The sequence below is a fragment of the Microbispora catharanthi genome (assembly GCF_006334915.2).
GTDB classification, from domain to species: Bacteria; Actinomycetota; Actinomycetes; order Streptosporangiales; family Streptosporangiaceae; genus Microbispora; species Microbispora catharanthi.
The window spans coordinates 169042-186649 of sequence record NZ_VDMA02000015.1 but is presented as its reverse complement, the minus strand read 5'-3'; the positions used below and the strand labels follow the sequence as shown (position 1 = coordinate 186649).

Here is a 17608-nt window from a genome sequence, read left to right as displayed (position 1 = left end):
CTCAGGAGGGCAGGAAAGCCTTGGCGACCAGGCGGCCCCCGGCGAAGCACAGCCGGTAGAGCGTCAAGTCGCCGAACGGCTCGGGGCTGGTGCTGTAGTAGCGGCACCGGGCGCCCGGCGGGATCGGCGGCTCGGGCCACGACGGATCGTCGATCCTGGTCCTGGCCGGCAGCACCGCCGCGACCTCCGACTCGGCCTGCCCGACCCGCAGCTTCGCGAACTCGGCCGGCGGCAGGACCGAGGTGACCGCCTCGTAGACCGTGAACCCCAGCACGAACGCCGCCACTCCGGCCGCCGCGGCCAGGCAGACCAGCGCCGCGGCCAGCCGCGTACGGCGCACCCGCCGCCGGGCCAGCGCCAGATCCAGCTCCACGGGCCGCGACGCCGTTCGCGGGGGGACATGCGGGGGGACATGCGGGGAAACGGAGTGCGGGAGCCGTACGGTCAGGGTGAACCCGTCGTCGGCGGGGCCGCTTTCCACGGACCCACCCTGCAGACGGACCCGCACCGCCAGCGCCCGCAGTCCGTGTCCGCCGGTCACGCCGCGCCCGGGCCGGTGCGACGCGGCGTTGGCGACGGTGACCACGGTCTCGCCCGGTGCGAGCGCGAGCCGTACGGTGACCGGGGCGCCGGGCGCGTGCTTGGCGGCGTTGGTCAGCCCCTCACGGACGACCCGCCGCACGGTGACGAGCGCGGGCGCGGGGATCCGCGCCTCCTCCTGCGCGCCGTGCAGCGTTACCGGCATTCCGGCGGCCGCGGCGCGCCGGACCAGTTCGTCCACGCTCTCCTCGGGCGGGTGGGTCGTGTCTTCATGCACCGTGTCTTCATTTTCCAGGCCTTCGTGTTCCGGGCCGGGGTCGTCGCCGTCCCTGAGCACGGTGACGATGTCGCGCAGGCGCTCCGCCGCGGCGGTGACCGCCTCGCGGGCCTCGCCCGCGGCCCGGCGCCGGCTCTCGGGAAGGCCGGCGTCGACCTCCAGGGCCCCGATCCGCAGCGCGACCAGGCTCAGGTCGTGACCGAGCAGGTCGTGCATCTCCCTCGCGATGGCCGCCCGCTCCCGCAGCCTCGCCTGCTCGGCGACCATGCGCCGCTCGCGCTCCAGGTGCCCGGCGCGTTCCCAGCCCGCCCTGGTCAGGGCCAGGCTCTGGTGCCTCGCGTGGCCCGCGAGCCACGGGACGAGTCCGAACAGCGCGATGCCCGTGACGGCGAAGAACCACGCGCCCAGATCCCACTGCGCCGCGAGGAGCCACCGTACGAACGGGACGGCGGCGGCGGCGACCACCGCGGCGGCCGACAGGCCGAGCAGGGCGGGCCGGGCCCGGGCCATGCGCACCCCGGCCAGGTAGCTCGTCACCGCCAGGGCCGGGAAGAAGACGGTGGGGTCGCCCCGCACGGCCACCGAACCCGCCCACAGCGCGGCCGTCACGAGCATCGCCCCCAGCGGCCGGGGCCGGGCGAGCGCGACGGCGACGCCGATCGTCGCCAGGCCTGCGATCACCTCGGGCCAGGTGTACCTGTCGGCCAGGATGTTCGTGAGGCCCGCCCACAGCGCCGGCAGGCCGAGGACGGCCCAGAGCAGGACGTCCTTGAGGTATGCCGCTTTCCTCCCCACTCAGGCAACGGTATCCGCAGGTCGCGGGACCCTGACGAATCCGTGCAGGGTCCGCGCGCTGGCGTGGCCGGACAGGGACATGAGCATCCGCGCGGACCAGCCCTCCTCGCCGAGGTGGGCCAGGCGCGAGTGGCGCAGGCGGTGCAGGGTGGAGCCGCCGCCCTCCGGGTCGAGGTCCCCGGTGGCCCGTTTGAACAGGTACTCCGCCCGCTCGTACGACAGGCGGCCCCGGCCCGTGTGCGGGCACAGGTCGGCCGTCGCGGGCATGCGACCCGGCCCCGGCCTGCGGTCGGCGAGGAACAGCGGGCCCCGGCGGCGGTCTCCGACGAGGAGGGGCAGGAGCGCGGCCGTGCCGGACTGCCAGCGCAGCCAGTGCCCTCTGGCCTTCACCTCGCCGCGCATGCCGGGCAGGTCGAGGTCCTCCACGTTCAGCGAGAGCGCCCACTCTGCCGGGGCCGCGCTCTCGTACAGCAGCAGCCACAGCGTGCGCTCGCGCAGCGGGATGTCCGGCCGCTTCCACAGGCTCTCCAGCCGCGACCGGTCGATGGGGCGGATGCGGGGGCGGGGTTCGGGCCGCCGGTCGAGCGGGGCGGCGAGGCCGGCGGCGGCCCACCCGCGCTCGGCCGCCCACGTGGCGAACGACCGCAGCGCCGCGCGGTGCCGGTTCCAGGTCGCGGCCGCCGCCGTGCCCCACGCCGCGGCGAAGACCTCGGCGACCCGGTGGGACGTCACGTCGCGTATCGGGGCGTCCTCGCCGAGGTGCCGGCACAGCCGCGTCAGGGTCTGGTTGTAGGAGCGGACGGTGTCGGCGCTCAGATCGGGCCGGGCGAGGAAGAGCCCCATCGCCCTGCCGAGGGTGACGTCCCCCTCCGCAGGGCCGGCCTCCGTGGCCTCTTGCTCGGCTTCTTCGGCTTTCTCCGCCTCCCCGGCTTTCGCTGCGCAGGTCGCGGCGCGCCGCAGCAGCACGGCCCGTTCCGCGCTGTTGCGGGTGAGGGACGCGGCGCGTTCGAACTCCGCCAGGGCCTCGTCGTGCCGGCCCAGCCGGGCCAGCAGATCCCCGCGTACGGCGGGCAGCAGGTGGTAGCCCGTGAGCGCCGGCTCGCCGGTCAGCGTGTCCACCAGCGTGAGACCGGCGCGCGGCCCGTAGGCCATGGCGAGCGCGACCGCGCGGTTGAGCTGGACGACCGGTGTGGGCAGCACCCTGACGAGGGCCTCGTAGAGCGCCGCGATCTGCGGCCAGTCGGTCTCCTCCGGCGTGGCGGCCCGCGCGTGGCAGGCCGCGATGGCCGCCTGCAGCACGTAGGGGCCGAGAGGGCCGCCGGCCTGCCGCGCCCGCAGCAGCGCCGCGAAGCCGCGCCGGATGAGCAGCGGGTCCCAGCGCCCCCGGTTCTGCTCGTGCAGCACGACGGGCTCCCCCGACGGGCCGGTACGCGCGGCCGAGCGCGACTGCTGCAGTTCCATCAGCGCGACCAGGCCGTGCACCTCCGCCTCGTCCGAGGTCAGCTCGGCCAGGACGCGGCCCAGGCGCAGCGCCTCCAGGCAGAGGGACGGGCGCATCAGGTCGTCGCCCGCCGTCGCCGCGTACCCCTCGTTGAACACGAGATAGATCACTTCGAGCACCGACGACAGCCGGGCCGCCCGTTCCGGCCCCGCCGGGACCTCGAAGGGGACGTGCGCGTCGGCGAGCGCCCGCTTGGCCCGCACGATCCGCTGGGCGACGGCGCTCTCGGAGACGAGGAAGGCCCGCGCGATCTCGTCGGTCCGCAGGCCGCCGATCAGCCGCAGTGTGAGCGCGACCCGGGCCTCGGTGGACAGCACCGGGTGACAGGAGACGAACATCAGCCGGAGGACGTCGTCGCCGACCTCCCCGTCGAGCGCGTCCACCACGTCGTCCACGTCACGCTCGCCGTCGTCGGGACGGGTGGCGAGATCGTGGGCGAGCCGCTCCTGCCCGCGGTCCCGCCGCTCCTCCCGGCGCAGGTGATCGACGGCGCGGCGCTTGGCGACGGCCATGAGCCAGGCGCCCGGGTTGTCCGGGACGCCCGCCTCGGGCCACTGCTCCAGCGCGGCGAGGACGGCATCCTGCGCCAGTTCCTCCGCGAGGCCGACGTCGCCGGCCATCCGCGCGAGGCCGGCGACGATCCTCGCGGACTCCATCTTCCAGACCGCGTCCACGACGCGATGGGCGTCCATCGACGTCACCCGACCGATGACAGCATCGGCCCGTCCGCCGCGCAACCCGGCGCGTACGTCACCTGCTTCATCACGCCCTCGCCGACGATCTCCGGCGTCAGCGGGGACCGGCCCCGGGGCCGTCTTCGGGGCCGTCTTCGGGGCCGAACACCTGCTGGATCGCGCTCTCACCGTCGCCGACGATCTTCCAGAAGCGGCGGGCCAGCTCCACGGCCTCCTCTCGGGACCGCGCCTCGATCAGGGCGAAGCTGACGATCGCCTCCTTGGCCTCCGTGAAGGGGCCGTCGGTCACGGTGATCTCGCCGCCGGAGGAGATCATCCGCAAGCCGCCGGGCTCCAGCCCGCCGGTGGCCAGCAGCACGCCCGCCTTGGTCATCTCCTCGATGAAGGCGCCCATCTCGGCCATCATCGCCGCGTCCGGCGTCCGGGAGCCGCCTTTGGTGGTCATCAGAAACCGCATCGTCGTTCTCCTTCTTCTTCGGTCCAGTGGCCGGCCGGGCCGTTCGCCGGTCCCTGCCGTCACCTACACGTCGTAAGGGACGAGCCGGAATCGACGGGCTCCGATCCTGACACGTCGTGACCTGGTCCTCTATCGGGATGTGACAGGGAATGCGCATGTGACAGGGAATGCGCAGCCGTGGCTGACGCCGCAGGTGGGCGGGGTAAGCGGCAGGCGGACGGTGCGGCTGGGCACGGGTGGTCGAATCGCGCGGCCGCCGTTCGACGCGTGAGCGAGGCCGGACACCGCACCGGCCGGGACCACCGAGGACCGGAACACGAAGCCCGGAACCTCGGGGCCCCGAGAGCGCTGAAGCCCGGGACCTCAGGGACCGGAGAGCGCTGAAGCCCGGACAGGGAAGACCGGGACGCCGAAGAAGGGAACTGCCATGACCACCACGCAGGACACGACCCAGCTCGCCACCGAGCTCACCAACGAGATCACCGTGCGGCCGGCCGCGCGGCGCGCCACGCCGGGTTCGACGGGCTTCACGGGATCGACGCGTGCGCTGCTCACCTGCGCCGTGCTCTCCACCCCCGTCTTCGGGATCGTCTCGCTGACGCAGGCGTTCACCCGCGAGGGGTTCGACCTGCTCCGTCACCCGCTCAGCATGCTCAGCACCGGCGACCTCGGGTGGCTGCAGATCGGCACCTTCTGGATCACCGCCGTGCTGACGGTCGCCGGGGCGATCGGACTGCGCAGGGTCATGCACGGGACGCCCGGAGGGACGTGGGCGCCCAGGCTGCTGCTCGTCGAGGGCGCCGGACTCGCGGCGGCCGGAGCCTTCAGCATGGACCCGGGGGACGGTTTCCCCGCAGGCACCCCGCTGGGGGCCCCGGCCGGGATGAGCTGGCACGCGATGCTGCACATGGCGGCCGGCTCGGTGGCCTTCACCGCGCTCATCGCGGCCTGCTTCGTCCTCGGCCGGCACTTCGCCCGCGCGGGGCGGGCCGGGCACGCGGTCGCCTCCCGTCTCGGCGGCCTGGCCCTTCTGCTGGGCAACGGATGGGCCATGTCCGGCGGGCGGGCCGGCTCCCTCACTCTCTGCGTCGGTGTGCTGGTCGCCATGGCCTGGGTCTCGGTGGTCGCCGCCGCCAAGCGCGCGGAACTCACGGATGACGCTGACGCACTCGACACTGACGCACTCCACACTGCGCGACGCTGACGCGCTCGATGGGGAAGCCGCGCAGCGCTCCTGGTGCCGGGTAAACCACTGGGAGCTCTGCGAGGTGTGGTGATATGTTCGGCGCCGCCGTGCATATCGCTGCGACCTGAGGAGGTGAGACCGATCAACGCTGTGACAGGTCGGGGCTCCCTCCGTTGCATGGTCTAGGGAGCGCCCGCAGAAGGCATCCCGAAAGGCGTGAAACGCTTTGCGCTTCATCTCTCAGACGTCGTCGGACGGCGTCACCGAACAGCTGTTCACCCTCGGCGAGGTTCCCGGTGTGTTGTGGACGCCGGAAGACGCCGCCGGGGCTCGCCCCCTGATCCTGATGGGCCACGGCGGCGGGCAGCACAAGAAGGCCCCCGACATCGTGGCCCGCGCGCGCCGCTTCGTCACCGAGGGCGGTTACGCGGTGGTCGCGGTCGATGCGCCCAACCATGGCGATCGGCCGAAGACCGAGGAGTTCGCCCGGGTCGTGGCCGGGTTGCGGGCGGGCATGGCCGCAGGCGGGGACATCGCCCCGCATCTCGCCACCATGCATACGTTCCTGGCCGACCACGCCGTCCCGGAATGGCAGGCGGTCCTGACCGCGGTGCGGGAACTCGACGTCGTCGGCGCCGGCCCTGTGGGCTACTGCGGCATGTCGATGGGCTGCGGGCTCGGTGTGCCCTTCGTCGCCGCGGAACCCCGGGTCCGCGCGGCGGTGCTGGGCCTGCTCGGCGTGGACGGGCTGGCCGAGACCGCCGCCCGGGTCACCGTCCCGGTGCGGTTCCTGCTCCAGTGGGACGACGACAAGGTGCCGCGGGCCCAGGGCCTGGCGCTGTTCGACGCTCTGGGGTCGGCCGACAAGACGCTGCACGCCAATCCCGGCAACCACGGGGAGATCCCCGAGTTCGAGATCGACAGCTCGCTGCGGTTCTTCGCCCGGCACCTCGCTTAGGGCTGTACGGCGGCCGGATCTTCAGGCGGGCCGAAGGCTGCGCCGCGGTCGGGCGCGGCGCGGTGACGATCGGCGACTGCTTCGACAACGCCGTCATCGAGCACCAAGCCGACTCCACGGAGCCCTAGGCACATCAGCGGGGGTGTGCCTAGGGCTCCGCGTGTTCGATAGACGTCGGCAGTATCAGCCGCAGTAACGCGCCGCTTTGACACGGCACGGCTTCGGCCGTCCCGCCATGAGCCTCGGCGACCTGTCGGACGATGGCCAGGCCCAGTCCGGAGCCAGGGTGCGCACGGGCCGCGGGTGATCGGTAGAAGCGGTCGAAGACGAATTCGAGGTCGCTGTCGGGGATCCCCGGGCCGCCGTCCGCGACCTCGAGGGTGCCCGCCTTGACGCTGATCCTGACCCGGCCGTCGGACGGGCTCCATTTCACGGCGTTGTCGACGAGGTTCGCGACGGCGCGTTCCAGGGCGTCGGGGTCTCCGTGGACGAGAGTGGGCGCGCAGGTCAGCTCGAATTCGATCTGCGGCGCCCGACGCGCCGCGCGGGCCGCGACGCGCTCGGCGACGAGGTCGAGGCGGACGTCTTCGGTGTGGAACGGGGCCTGGCCGTAGCGGGCCAGGTCGATCAGGTCGTTGACCAATGTCGTGAGTTCGCCGGCCTGGCCGAGCGCTTCGGCGGCGAGGAGTGGGGCCTGCGCGTCGGCCGGGTTTTCCGCCAGCAGCTCGAGGTTCACCGTCAGGCTCGTCAGTGGTGTGCGCAGTTCGTGCGAGGCGTCGGCCACCAGACGGCGCTGGGCGCCGACCGATTCGTCCAGGGCGGCGGTCATCGCCGCGAACGCCGAGCCGAGCCGGCCGATCTCGTCCCGGCTGTCGGCGGGGATCGGGATGGACAGGTCGCCGGTCGTGCGGATCAGTTCGACGGTCTCGGTGAGCTGGTGCACCGGGCGTAGGACGCGGCGTGCTGCCAGGCGTGAGGCCAGTGCTGCCAGAAGTCCGGCGGCCACCGTCGAGCCGGCGAGCAGCCAGGCGAGTTCGCGTAGCGTGGGTGCCGGATCGGACTCCGGGATGGCCGTGCGTACGAGCGCCCCCGGAGCTTCGGGCAGTTGGGCTGTGAAGACGCGGTAGGCGACGCCGTTGTAGACCGCGTCACGGAAGTAGGCGTCGGCGGTGCCGTTCGCGACGGCGACGTCGCGGGCGGTGAGGTCGACGAACTCCGTCGACGGCCCGACCTGGACCGGGCCCGGCACGATCTGCAGCTGGGTGCTTCCGATCCCCAGCGGAACAGTCGGGAAGCCCGGCTCCCCGTTGACGTCCCTGAACTTGGCCTTGATGGCCGCGGCCACGTTCGGTGCCTGGTCGGCGGCCACGACCAGCGAGCTGTCGATCTGGCCGCGGAGGTTGGCGTTCACGGCCGGATACAGGACCACCGACACGAGCACCAGGGCGCCCGCGACCACGGAACCGCCGGCGATGGCCAGCCGGGTGCGCAGGTTCACGGCTCCTCGCGCAGGACATACCCCAGGCCGCGCACCGTCTGGATCAATCTGCTGCCGCCGTCCGCTTCGAGCTTGCTTCGCAGGTAGCTGATGTACACCCACAGTGCGTTCGACTCCGGGCCGAAGTCGTAGCCCCAGACGGACTCGAAGATCTGGGTCCGGCTCAGCACCCGGCCAGGATTGCGCAGGAACAGCTCCAGCAGGGACAGCTCCGTCTTGGTCAGATCCAGGCGCCGGCCGGCACGCTCGGCCCTGCAGCCGCTCAAGTCCAGGTCGACGTCGGCGAAGCGCAGCACCTCGGCCCTGGCACCGCTGCGCCGGAGCAGGGCTCTGAGGCGGGCCCGCAGCTCATCCAAGGAGAAGGGCTTGGCCAGGTAATCGTCGGCCCCCGCGTCGAGCCCGGCGACCCGGTCGGTGACCAGGTCCCGGGCCGTGAGCATCAGGATCGGCGTGTCGTGCCCGCCCGAACGTAGCGTCCTGCACACCTCCAGCCCGTTCGGTTCGGGCATGAGGACGTCGAGAACCACCGCATCCGGGCGGAACATGCCGTGCTCGGCGAGGGCGGACGCCCCATCGGCGGCGGACGACACGTCGTAGCCGTCCCGGCGCAACGCATGCTCCAAGGACCGCCGCACAGCCGGGTCGTCGTCCACCACAAGTATCCGCATGGTCGCCCATCCTCGCCGTCGATCCTTAAGCTGTGTGAGACGCGGTGGCTGTCAGCCCTTGATCAGTGACCGCTTCAGATCGCTCAACGCGGCATTGAGCTGGTCGGAGCTGACCCCGAGCGAGGCGGCGATGTCACCGAAGGCCTTGGACGTCGGATCGACTCTGCCCCACGCCACCACAGTGGCCAGGGCGGCCTTGGCCTTGGCTTGATCGACACCGAGCGCCGCGGCCACAGACGCCGCCGCGGCGTCGGTGGTGAACGGCGAGTCCTGCGGGCCGTCCGGGGCCTTCTTGTCCATGCTGTGCAGCTTGCCCTGGTCGTCACCACGTGGCGCGGGCTCGGCGACCATCGGCTCCAGAGCCTCCTGAACCTGCGGGACCGGCAGCCCCAGGTTGGCCGCGACCGCCGAGACGAAGGCCTCCGGTGTGAGGTCGGCCGAGTTGGCCAGCGACGTCTTGGCCGCGACCAGCGCGGCGTCGAGCCGCTCGGTCGTCACTCCGAGTTTCGCCGCGATCGCGGCGAGATCGGCATCCGCGCCCACCTTGGGCTTGTCTGACGAGTTCTGCGGGTCGTCCGGGGCCTTCTTGTCCGTGCTGTGCAGCTTGCCCTGGTCGTCACCACGTGGCGCGGGCTCGGCGACCATCGGCTCCAGAGCCTCCTGAACCTGCGGGACCGGCAGCCCCAGGTTGGCCGCGACCGCCGAGACGAAGGCCTCCGGTGTGAGGTCGGCCGAGTTGGCCAGCGACGTCTTGGCCGCGACCAGCGCGGCGTCGAGCCGCTCGGTCGTCACTCCGAGTTTCGCCGCGATCGCGGCGAAATCGGCATCCGCGCCCGCCCTGGACTTCCCGTCTACCTTGACCGTCGCGGAGTCGGATTTCGCAGCGCCGGGTGTCGGGGGCGGATCGGCCGCCGCGGCCGCCGCGGCCGTACCAGTCGCGGCCAGCGTGGCGAGCGTGACCGTGGCCACGACCAGCCGCGTGCGTTTCATCATCGTGATGCCCTTTCGTCCACTGAGCGCGCCGGACGAGAACCGGCGTCTTGGGGACAACAGAAACATCGCGGCCTCTGGTGTGGTTTCAGCCACCTTTAGAGGTTCCTTAGAACGGCTACGTTCTCCCAAGCGCGCGATTGATCGGTCATGTCGCCGACGATAGCGCCGCACGGCGAGGAGTCACCGGTTCACACGAAATGGTCACGCGCGCGCGTACGTCGACGACACGCTGATCAGGCCGGACGAGCCCTCCGGCAGGAGGATCCGGCCTTCGGCCAGGGTCACCCGCAGGGCAGCTCCGCGCTCACGGTGGTCGGACCGCCGGGAGGGCTGTCCACCCGGAACCGGCCGTCCAGTGCGGCGACCCTGCGGGCCAGCCCGGACAGGCCGCCCCCGCCGGGGACGGCGCCGCCCCGCCCGTCGTCGCGCACCCGTACGACGATCGTGTCCTCGTCCTCCAGGATCTCCACCCGGACCTGCCCCGCCGCCGCGTGCTTGGCGGCGTTCGTCACGGCCTCCCGTACGACGAAGTAGACCGCCGTCTCCACCTCGGTGGGCGGGCGCGCGGTCAGGCCGTACGCGACCGTGACGGGTATCCCGGCCCGCTCGGCGACGGCGGCCAGGGACTCGCGCAGCCCGAGCGTGTCGAGCTCGGCCGGGTAGACCCGCCAGGCGACCTCGCGCAGCTCGCGCAGGGCCTCCTGGGCCTCCTCGTGGGCCTGGTGAAGCAGGTCGTCGAGTAGCTGCGGGGTGCGCCCGCGCCGGGCCCGCCCGATCAGCACGGCGAGGGCCACCAGCCGCTGCTGCACGCCGTCGTGCAGGTCGCGCTCGATCCTGCGTCGCTCCTGGTCCACCGCGCTCACGATGCCGGCGCGGGTCCTGGCCAGCTCGTCGATGCGGCGCTCCAGCAGCTCCGTGGGGCTGGGGCCGAGGAAGCGGCGGGCGATCCGCAGTTCCAGGGCGGCGACGCCCTGGATGCCCATGATGTCGAGGAAGAGCAGCACCACCCCGGCGACTCCGATGTAGGCGAGCACGCCGGGAGTGGGCGGGATGCCGTCGAGGTTCTCCCCGTGGGCCCAGCCCCACACCAGCCGCACCCCCTCGCTCACCCCCAGCCACAGCAGGAAGAGCACGAGGCCGCCGAGCAGGCCGACCGGCCACCGGGCCGCGAGATACCCGGTGAGCCGCCCGGTCCCGGCGGCGAGGTCGAACCCGCCGAGCAGGCCGAGCCTGCGGATCTCGACCTGGGCCAGCCGTACGGCCACGGCCCGCAGCACCCGTTCCCCGGCCCGTCGCGCGCCGGGGTGCGGCAGGCAGAGCAGGGCGACCGGCGCGGCCATCAGAAGGCAGGCCAGCTCGACGACCGCCGTCAGCGTGCCGATGACCAGCGCCGCGAGGATCCTGAGGGCGCGTGCGACGTTCATCGGCTCCTTCGCGGCGGTTCGCACCGCTCGGGACGGCAGGCGGACCTGCCCGGGGAGCGGCCGGTCAACGGGCATGGGGTCCCCGGCCGCGCCCGAAGAACACCGTCTTCACACCATGCCGGGCGAACCACGCCTCCGCCTTCTGGATGTCGGAGATCTTGACCAGCGGCAGACGCGCCGCGACGGCCACCGTACGCTCCCGGCCGAGCAGCGCGCCCACACAGTAGAGCGCGAGCGCCCCCACGACGGAACCTGCGGTCGTCCACAGGAGGGCGGCGAGCAGGCTCATGTCCCCACGCGCGGCGGTGAACCCGGCGAGCGGCAGGATGACCTCGCTGGGCAGTGGAGGGAACAGGTTCTCCAGGGCGATCGCGACGCCGGCGCCCGGCGCGCCCAGGCGTTCGGTGAGCTCCATCGCCCACCCGGCGATCCCTCCGATTTCCGCGGTGTCCATGCGGGTGACGCTAGAAGCCGGGCGATGCGGTCACCATGAGGGCCGCCGCCGGGCTCCCTCCGGTGCGCCGCATCCCAGGGCTGCGGAAAACCACAAGGGGTGGGAAAAGCACAGGGCCGTGTGGTCGTCCACAGGCTGTGGACATCGGCACGTCGCTCCTGCCCTCCGCTCTGGGGGAGGATCCGGCCGCATCCGCTGCCACCGGCTCAGAGGTCGTCCTTCGGCGTCTGGGCCAGCACCTGGTCGGCGGTCGCCGTCACCACCGCCGCGGCCGCCGAGATGTCCCTGACCTGCTCCGCGGGAAGGGCCCGCAGCACCGTCTCCAGCGCCTCCAGGTCAGCCTGGTAGGCGGCCGCCATGGCCGCCTGGGCCTTGGCGGTGCGCCCTGCCTGCTCCACCGCCTTGCCGAGTGCCCGGCCGGCGCGTTCGACGGCCCTGGCCGCCTCGATCGCCGCCTTCTCAAGATTTCTCGCCCACTCGGGCGGCTGGTCGCTCATCGATGTCCTCTGCGTGAGGGTGGTCCCGCGGGCATGAATCGCCCACGAAGAGTGCCGAATCAGGCACTTATTGCCCTCCCAGCGCGCTCTACACGTCGCGGGGCGCAAGCTCTCATCAATCTCTCAGAGACAACGCGAGGGCCCCCGCGCGGTGCGGCGCGCGGGGGCCCCGGATCATGCTTCGGGCCGTGCTTCGGACCATGCTCGGACGGATGCCGGAAGAGGTCAGCCGCAGTGCTCGAAGGGGCTGTCGTAGCTGGACGAGCCCGCCTTGCCGCCCCACTTCACGCATTTGTCCGCCGCGGACGCACTGACCGGCCCGGCGTAGTAGCCGTAGTCGCCCGAGTCGGTCACCCGGCTCCTGCCCTGGACCTCCAGGTAGGCGCTGGTCGCGGTGGCCGTGCCCAGCGACGTCTTCTTCAGTGTCACGACGCAGTTGTTGCCGTTGCCGGAGTTGTAGAGCAGATAGACGGTGCCCGCCGTGCCGAGGGCGGCCGAGTCGATCACCGAGTAGCCGCTGCCGCACACCTGCTCCGGCGTGTACGGGTTCCCGGTCCCGCTGCCGCCCGTGACGTACTGCATGTACGTGTTCCAGTCCCAGTAGGGCCCGGGGTCGGTGTGGTCGGTCCCGGGGACCTGGTAGTGCCCCACGATGTGGGACCGGTCCTTGGGGATGCCGTACCGCGCGGCGATGGAGCGGACGAGGGCGGCCGAGGAGCGGTACATCGCGTCGGTGAACCAGGACGCGTCGTCCACGTATCCCTCGTGCTCGATGCCGATGGAGTGGTGGTTGTAGTCGGAGTTGCCCGCGTGCCAGGCCCGGTCCTTCTCCCGCACCATCTGGGTGATCGCGCCGTCGGAGGACCGTACGACGTAGTGCGCGGAGACCTGGGCGGCGGGGTTCTGGAACCAGGAGATCGTCCCGGCGTACGAGCCCTGGGTGACGTGGATGACGATGCGGTCGATCGTGTCGCTCGCCGGCCGGTCGGACACCGCGTAGTTGGCGGTGCTGGCCGCCACCCACGTCGCGCCCGGGTAGTCGACGGCTGCCGCGGCGAGTGTGCGGTTCTCCGGCTGGTCGAGGTCGCGGGCGTTCGCGAGGGCTCCCCGGTCCGGATTCACCGGGCGGGCGGCCACCGTGATCGTCTCACCCGCAGGCGTCCGTGCGGTGAACCCGGCCGACAGCAGGTCGTAGACGGCGTCCGCGTACAGCCGGGCGACCTCGGGCGCGCTCGCCCCGCCGTAGCGCGCGACGGCGGTGTACCAGCGACCGGCGTCGGCGCGGGCGGCGGCGTCCAGGCCCAGGGCGTCGGCCCTGGCCCGCAGGACGGCCGCCGCGCCCGCCACGTTGGCCGCGTCGTCGGCCTTGAGCGAGGCGACTGGCGCTCCGGTGAGCCGCGCCGCCTCCTCCAGGGTGTGCACGGTGGGATTGCTGACCAGGTGCGCCACGCCATACCCGCCGCTCGCACTCGGCTTGCCGCCGTGGCCGTCGAGGTGGGTCTCGGCGTAGGCGAGCGCGACGAGCAGGTCGCGGGGAACGCCGTGGGCCGCCGCCGCCCGCGTGAAGGCGGTGGCGAGCGGGCCCTCGGCGGCCGAGGCCGGCCCGGCCGGGACGAGCCCGGCCAGGCACAGCAGGAGCGTCAGGACGCCGACGGCGGTCAGGGCCGTACGCCGGGACCCGCGGACGATCAGGGATTCGGTCATGGGGGTCAGCCGCAGTGCTCGAAGGGGCTGTCGTAGCTGGACGAGCCCGCCTTGCCACCCCACTTGACGCAGGTGTCGGCGGCCGAGGCGCGCACCGGCCCGGCGTAGTAGCCGTAGTCGCCCGAGTCGGTCACCCGGCTCCTGCCCTGGACCTCCAGGTAGGCGCTGGTCGCGGTGGCCGTGCCCAGCGACGTCTTCTTCATCGTGACGACGCAGTTGTTGCCGTTGCCGGAGTTGTAGAGCAGGTAGACGGTGCCCGCCGTGCCGAGGGCGGCCGAGTCGATCACCGAGTAGCCGCTGCCGCAGACCTCCTGCGGGGTGTACGGGTTGGCCGATCCGCCGCCGCCGCAGTTGTGCGAGGTCACGGTCTGCACGGGGTAGCCGAAGGTGACCCCGTCGAACACCGCCTTCTGGATGTTGGCGGGGTAGGACGTGTCGCTGGTGCGCACCTCGTAGTGCAGGTGTGGGGAGATGTTGTTGCCCGGCTTGCTGGTGTTGCCGACCTCGCCGATCTTCTGACCCTGGCTGACCTGCGCGCCCTGGCTCACCGACATGACCCGCAGGTGGGCATAGTAGGTGAACCAGCCGCCCCCGTGGTCGATCTTGACGAGATTGCCGAAGCCGTTGGTCGACCCCTGATTGGCGGCGATGACCACCGTGCCGGCCGCCGCCGCCACGACCGGGTCGCCGAGGTCCGCGTCGGCCGTGCTGCCGCGGTTGAAGTCGATCTCGTACGACTGGTGGGCGCTGCTGGCGTTGGAGTTGCCGGTCCAGACCTGGCCGCAGGGGAACGGCATCTGGAAGTCCGGGCGCGGACCCGCCGCGGAGGCCGCCGGGGCGGTCGCGGCGCCGAACGCGAGGCCGAGGACCACCGCGAGGCCCGCCGTGACAAGCGATTTGAGTCTCATGACCAAAAAGAGTCGGAATCTACTGCACAAAAAACATCAAGACTCGGTACAAAGGGTGGGCGAGTCATGGCGAACCGGTCCTTCGACAGGGGGAGCAACGCGGTCATGACAGTCGAGAAGCCCACGTTCAGCGTGCTCGGTCCCCTCGAGGTCCGCCTGCCGGGCACGGCACCACGGCTCGGCGGCCCTAAACCTCGCATGCTCCTGGCCACCCTCCTCCTCCACGCCAACCACACGGTCGGCGGCGACGAGCTCGCCGAGGTGCTGTGGCCGGACCACCGGCCGCGCTCGACCGCGGCCAACCTCCGCACGTACGCGAGCGCCCTGCGCGCGGAGCTCGGGCAGGCCCCGGCCCGCATCCGGGCTCTGGGGGCGGGGTACGCGATCGAGCTGCCGCCGCACGAGCTCGACCTGCTGCTGTTCGACGAGCGGGTGACCGCCGCGCGGGAGTGCCGGGCGCGGGGCCGGCCGGGCGAGGCGGCCGACCTGCTGGCACGGGCGCTGGCGCTGTGGCAGGGCGTCCCGCTGTCCGACCTGCCCGGCAGCCCGCTGTGGGACCGCCGGCTCGAACGGCTCGCCCAGGCGCGGCTGCGCGCCGCGGAGGACCTGGTCGAGCTGCTCATGGCGGCCGGGCAGTACGGCGAGGCGGTCGGGGAGCTGCGGGCCCTGCTCGCCGACCATCCCTTCCGCGAGGACCTGTGGCGCAGGCTCATGCTGGCCCTGCACTGGTCGGGGCGGCAGGGTGAGGCACTGCAGGCCTTCGGCACGGTCCGCGAGCACCTCGTGGCCGAACTCGGCATCGAGCCCGGCCCCGAGCTGCGCCGGGCGCACGAGGCCGTGCTCGCCGGTGAGCCGCCCTCACGGGTCGCGCCGCGTCAGCTGCCGCCCGACCTGGTGGACTTCACCGGGCGGGCCGTCGAGGTGGCGGCGCTGACCCGGGCGCTCGCCCCCGGCGGGGTCGCCGTCGTCACCGGGCCGCCGGGCGTCGGCAAGACCGCGCTCGCGGTGCGCTGCGCGCACGCCGTCCGCGAGGCGTACCCCCACGGCCAGCTCTTCCTGTCGCTGGGCGGCACCACGCAGCCCGGCGATACAGCGCAGCCCGGCAACACAGCGCAGCCCACGGGCACCACACAGCCCGGTGACACGGCACAGCCCGCCGATGACGCCGTCTCGCCGGGCGGCGGTGCCTGGTCGCCGGTCGAGCCGGGAGAGCTGCTGGCCGAGGCGCTGCGCGCGCTGGGCGCGGCGGAGCCGTTGCCGCCCACGGTTCACGAGCGGGCCGCGCTCTACCGCACGCTGCTCGCCGAACGGCCGATGCTGGTCGTGCTCGACGACGCGGCGGGCGCCGCGCAGGTGCGGCCGCTGCTGCCGGGCGGCGGCAGCGCCGTCGTCGTGACCGGCAGGCGCCGCATCACCGAACTGCCCGGCGCCGCGCGGATCGACCTGGACGTCCTGCCACAGGCGGAGGCGCTGGGGCTGCTGACGGCGATCGTCGGCGCGGAGCGGCTGGAACGGGAGCCGGAGGAGGCCGCCGCCATCGTGCGGGCCTGTGGCAGGTTGCCGCTCGCGATCCGGGTGGCCGGGGCCCGGCTGGCCGCCCGCCCCGGCTGGTCGCCGGCCGTGCTGCGACGGCGGCTCGACGACGAGACGGTCAGGCTCGCCGAGCTGCGCGCCGGCGACCTGGAGGTGCGGGAGTCGTTCGACCGCAGCTATCGCCTGCTGCCGGACGACGCCGCGCGCACGTTCCGCGCGCTCGGCCTGCTCGGCACCCGGCCGCTGCCCGGCTGGGTGGTCGACGCCGTGCTCGACCGGCACCGCAGCGACGACGTGACCGACGTGCTGGTCGACGCGAACCTGCTGCGCCCGGTGGGGACCGACCCCCTCGGCCAGCCCCGCTACCGGCTGCCCGACCTGCTGCGCGTCGACGCCAGGGACAAGGCGGGGGAGGTGGACATGCCGGCGCTGGCCCGCGTGGTCGCGGGCTGGACGGCCGCCGCGGAACACGCGACGGCCCTGCTGCCCACCACGGTCTTCCGCCTGACCTCGCCCGCCGCCCGGCGCTGGCGGCTGCCGGAGGACGCCCTGCGCCGGGTCGCCGCCGACCCGGTCTCCTGGTTCGGCGCCGAGCACGAGACCCTGGTCGAGGCCGTACGGCTGGCCGCGGAGGCGGGGCTGGCCGGCGCCGCCTGGGGCCTGGCGGCGGCGCTCGTGCCCTACTTCGACCTGCGCTGTCACCTCGGCCCCTGGGAGGAGACCCACCGCGTCGCCCTGGAGGCCGCCCGCGCCGCCGGAGACCGGGCGGGCGAGGCCGCCATGCTGCGGGGGCTCGGCCAGGTGGCCCTCTATCGGGACAGATACGTCCAGGCGGCCGGCATGTTCCGCCGCTCCCGGGTGATCTTCCGTACGCTCGGGGACGTCAGGGGCGAGGCGGTCTCGGTCTGCGGGCTGGGCGCGGTCGGCCAGTTCCGGGGCGATCAGGCCGCCGCCTCCCGATACTTCCGCAGGGCCCTCGGGATGTTCGTGTCGCTGGACGACCGGTCGGGCGAGGCGTACGCGCGGCAGGCGCTCGGGCGCACCTGCCTGAGCGCGGGCGACCTGAACGGCGCCGCCGACTGGCTCGGCGGCGCGCTGCGCATGGCGCGGGAGCTCGGCGACGCCCACAGGGAGGGCTGCGTGTCGCTCCAGATCGGCCGCCTGCACGACCTCGCGGGGGAGACCGGGCGGGCGATGCGCGCCCAGGGCCGGGCGCTGACGATATTCGAGGGCTTCGGCGACCGCCACTGCGCGGCGTACGCGATGCAGGGCCTGGGCGGGCTCCAGGCGGCCAGGGGCGACTGGCGGCACGGCTCGGCCCGGCTGGAGAGCTCACTGGCGATCTTCCTGCAGCTCGGCGACCGGAGCGGGGAGGCGGCCACCCGGCGGCTGCTCGGCGAGCTGCACCGCTCGTCCGGGCGTCGCGCGCTCGCCCGGGGCTACCTCCACGCGGTCACGTCCCGGCGGGTGGTGGACGACACGGCGATTTCTCATGATTAGACCGTCACGGCCGGGGCATC

Annotated in this window: 13 protein-coding genes and 2 pseudogenes; 3 read left to right on the top strand and 12 right to left on the bottom strand. The window is 73.1% G+C overall.

Features of this window, described 5'->3' with window-relative positions; genetic code table 11:
• Position 1 precedes the first annotated feature (1 nt).
• The 4 genes and pseudogenes from FH610_RS26680 to FH610_RS26670 all read right to left on the bottom strand — a co-directional run bounded on the left by FH610_RS26680 (position 2) and on the right by FH610_RS26670 (position 4265).
• The gene (locus tag FH610_RS26680; RefSeq protein WP_139577562.1) at positions 2-1612 is read right to left on the bottom strand and encodes a sensor histidine kinase; all 1611 of its coding nucleotides are present in this window, start codon (positions 1610-1612) and stop codon (positions 2-4) included.
• Positions 1613-2419 (bottom strand): annotated as a pseudogene (locus tag FH610_RS45690) (site-specific integrase); the annotation flags it as partial.
• Positions 2420-2545: 126 nt separating this feature from the next.
• Positions 2546-3805: pseudogene (locus FH610_RS45685) on the bottom strand (RNA polymerase sigma factor); the annotation flags it as partial.
• A gap of 97 nt (positions 3806-3902) precedes the next feature.
• On the bottom strand, positions 3903-4265 hold the full coding sequence (locus FH610_RS26670; protein ID WP_139577560.1) for a YciI family protein: 363 nt from the start codon (positions 4263-4265) through the stop codon (positions 3903-3905).
• 427 nt (positions 4266-4692) lie between these two features.
• Between FH610_RS26670 and FH610_RS26665 the strand changes: the two genes are divergently transcribed.
• Positions 4693-5469, top strand: a complete 777-nt coding sequence (locus FH610_RS26665; protein WP_139577559.1) for a DUF998 domain-containing protein — start codon at positions 4693-4695, stop codon at positions 5467-5469.
• 208 nt (positions 5470-5677) lie between these two features.
• Entirely contained in the window at positions 5678-6409 is a 732-nt protein-coding gene (locus FH610_RS26660) for a dienelactone hydrolase family protein (RefSeq protein ID WP_139577558.1), read from the top strand.
• A 148-nt stretch (positions 6410-6557) separates the two neighbouring features.
• On the opposite strand, the gene FH610_RS26655 is transcribed toward FH610_RS26660, so the two are convergent.
• From FH610_RS26655 to FH610_RS26620, 8 genes are all read right to left on the bottom strand, one after another.
• On the bottom strand, positions 6558-7907 hold the full coding sequence (locus tag FH610_RS26655; RefSeq protein WP_161628083.1) for a sensor histidine kinase: 1350 nt from the start codon (positions 7905-7907) through the stop codon (positions 6558-6560).
• The gene (locus FH610_RS26650; RefSeq protein ID WP_139577556.1) at positions 7904-8575 is read right to left on the bottom strand and encodes a response regulator transcription factor; all 672 of its coding nucleotides are present in this window, start codon (positions 8573-8575) and stop codon (positions 7904-7906) included. The genes FH610_RS26655 and FH610_RS26650 overlap by 4 nt, the downstream gene beginning before the upstream one ends.
• 51 nt (positions 8576-8626) lie before the next feature.
• Positions 8627-9568, bottom strand: a complete 942-nt coding sequence (locus FH610_RS26645) for a hypothetical protein (protein WP_139577555.1) — start codon at positions 9566-9568, stop codon at positions 8627-8629.
• Between the two features lie 281 nt (positions 9569-9849).
• Positions 9850-10992: a sensor histidine kinase gene (locus FH610_RS26640; RefSeq protein WP_139577554.1), complete on the bottom strand. Its 1143-nt coding sequence runs from the start codon at positions 10990-10992 to the stop codon at positions 9850-9852.
• Positions 10993-11056: 64 nt separating this feature from the next.
• The gene (locus FH610_RS26635) at positions 11057-11446 is read right to left on the bottom strand and encodes a DedA family protein (protein ID WP_338104585.1); all 390 of its coding nucleotides are present in this window, start codon (positions 11444-11446) and stop codon (positions 11057-11059) included.
• 206 nt (positions 11447-11652) lie between these two features.
• Positions 11653-11943 (bottom strand): hypothetical protein, encoded by a 291-nt coding sequence (locus tag FH610_RS26630; RefSeq protein ID WP_139577553.1) that lies wholly within the window; start codon positions 11941-11943, stop codon positions 11653-11655.
• A 225-nt stretch (positions 11944-12168) separates the two neighbouring features.
• Positions 12169-13647: an N-acetylmuramoyl-L-alanine amidase gene (locus tag FH610_RS26625; protein WP_139577552.1), complete on the bottom strand. Its 1479-nt coding sequence runs from the start codon at positions 13645-13647 to the stop codon at positions 12169-12171.
• A 5-nt stretch (positions 13648-13652) separates the two neighbouring features.
• Positions 13653-14555, bottom strand: a complete 903-nt coding sequence (locus FH610_RS26620; RefSeq protein ID WP_139577551.1) for a M23 family metallopeptidase — start codon at positions 14553-14555, stop codon at positions 13653-13655.
• Positions 14556-14660: 105 nt separating this feature from the next.
• Here FH610_RS26620 and FH610_RS26615 point away from each other — a divergent pair, with 105 nt between their 5' ends.
• Complete coding sequence (locus tag FH610_RS26615; RefSeq protein ID WP_139577550.1) at positions 14661-17588, top strand: AfsR/SARP family transcriptional regulator; 2928 nt, start codon at positions 14661-14663, stop codon at positions 17586-17588.
• Positions 17589-17608 lie beyond the last annotated feature (20 nt).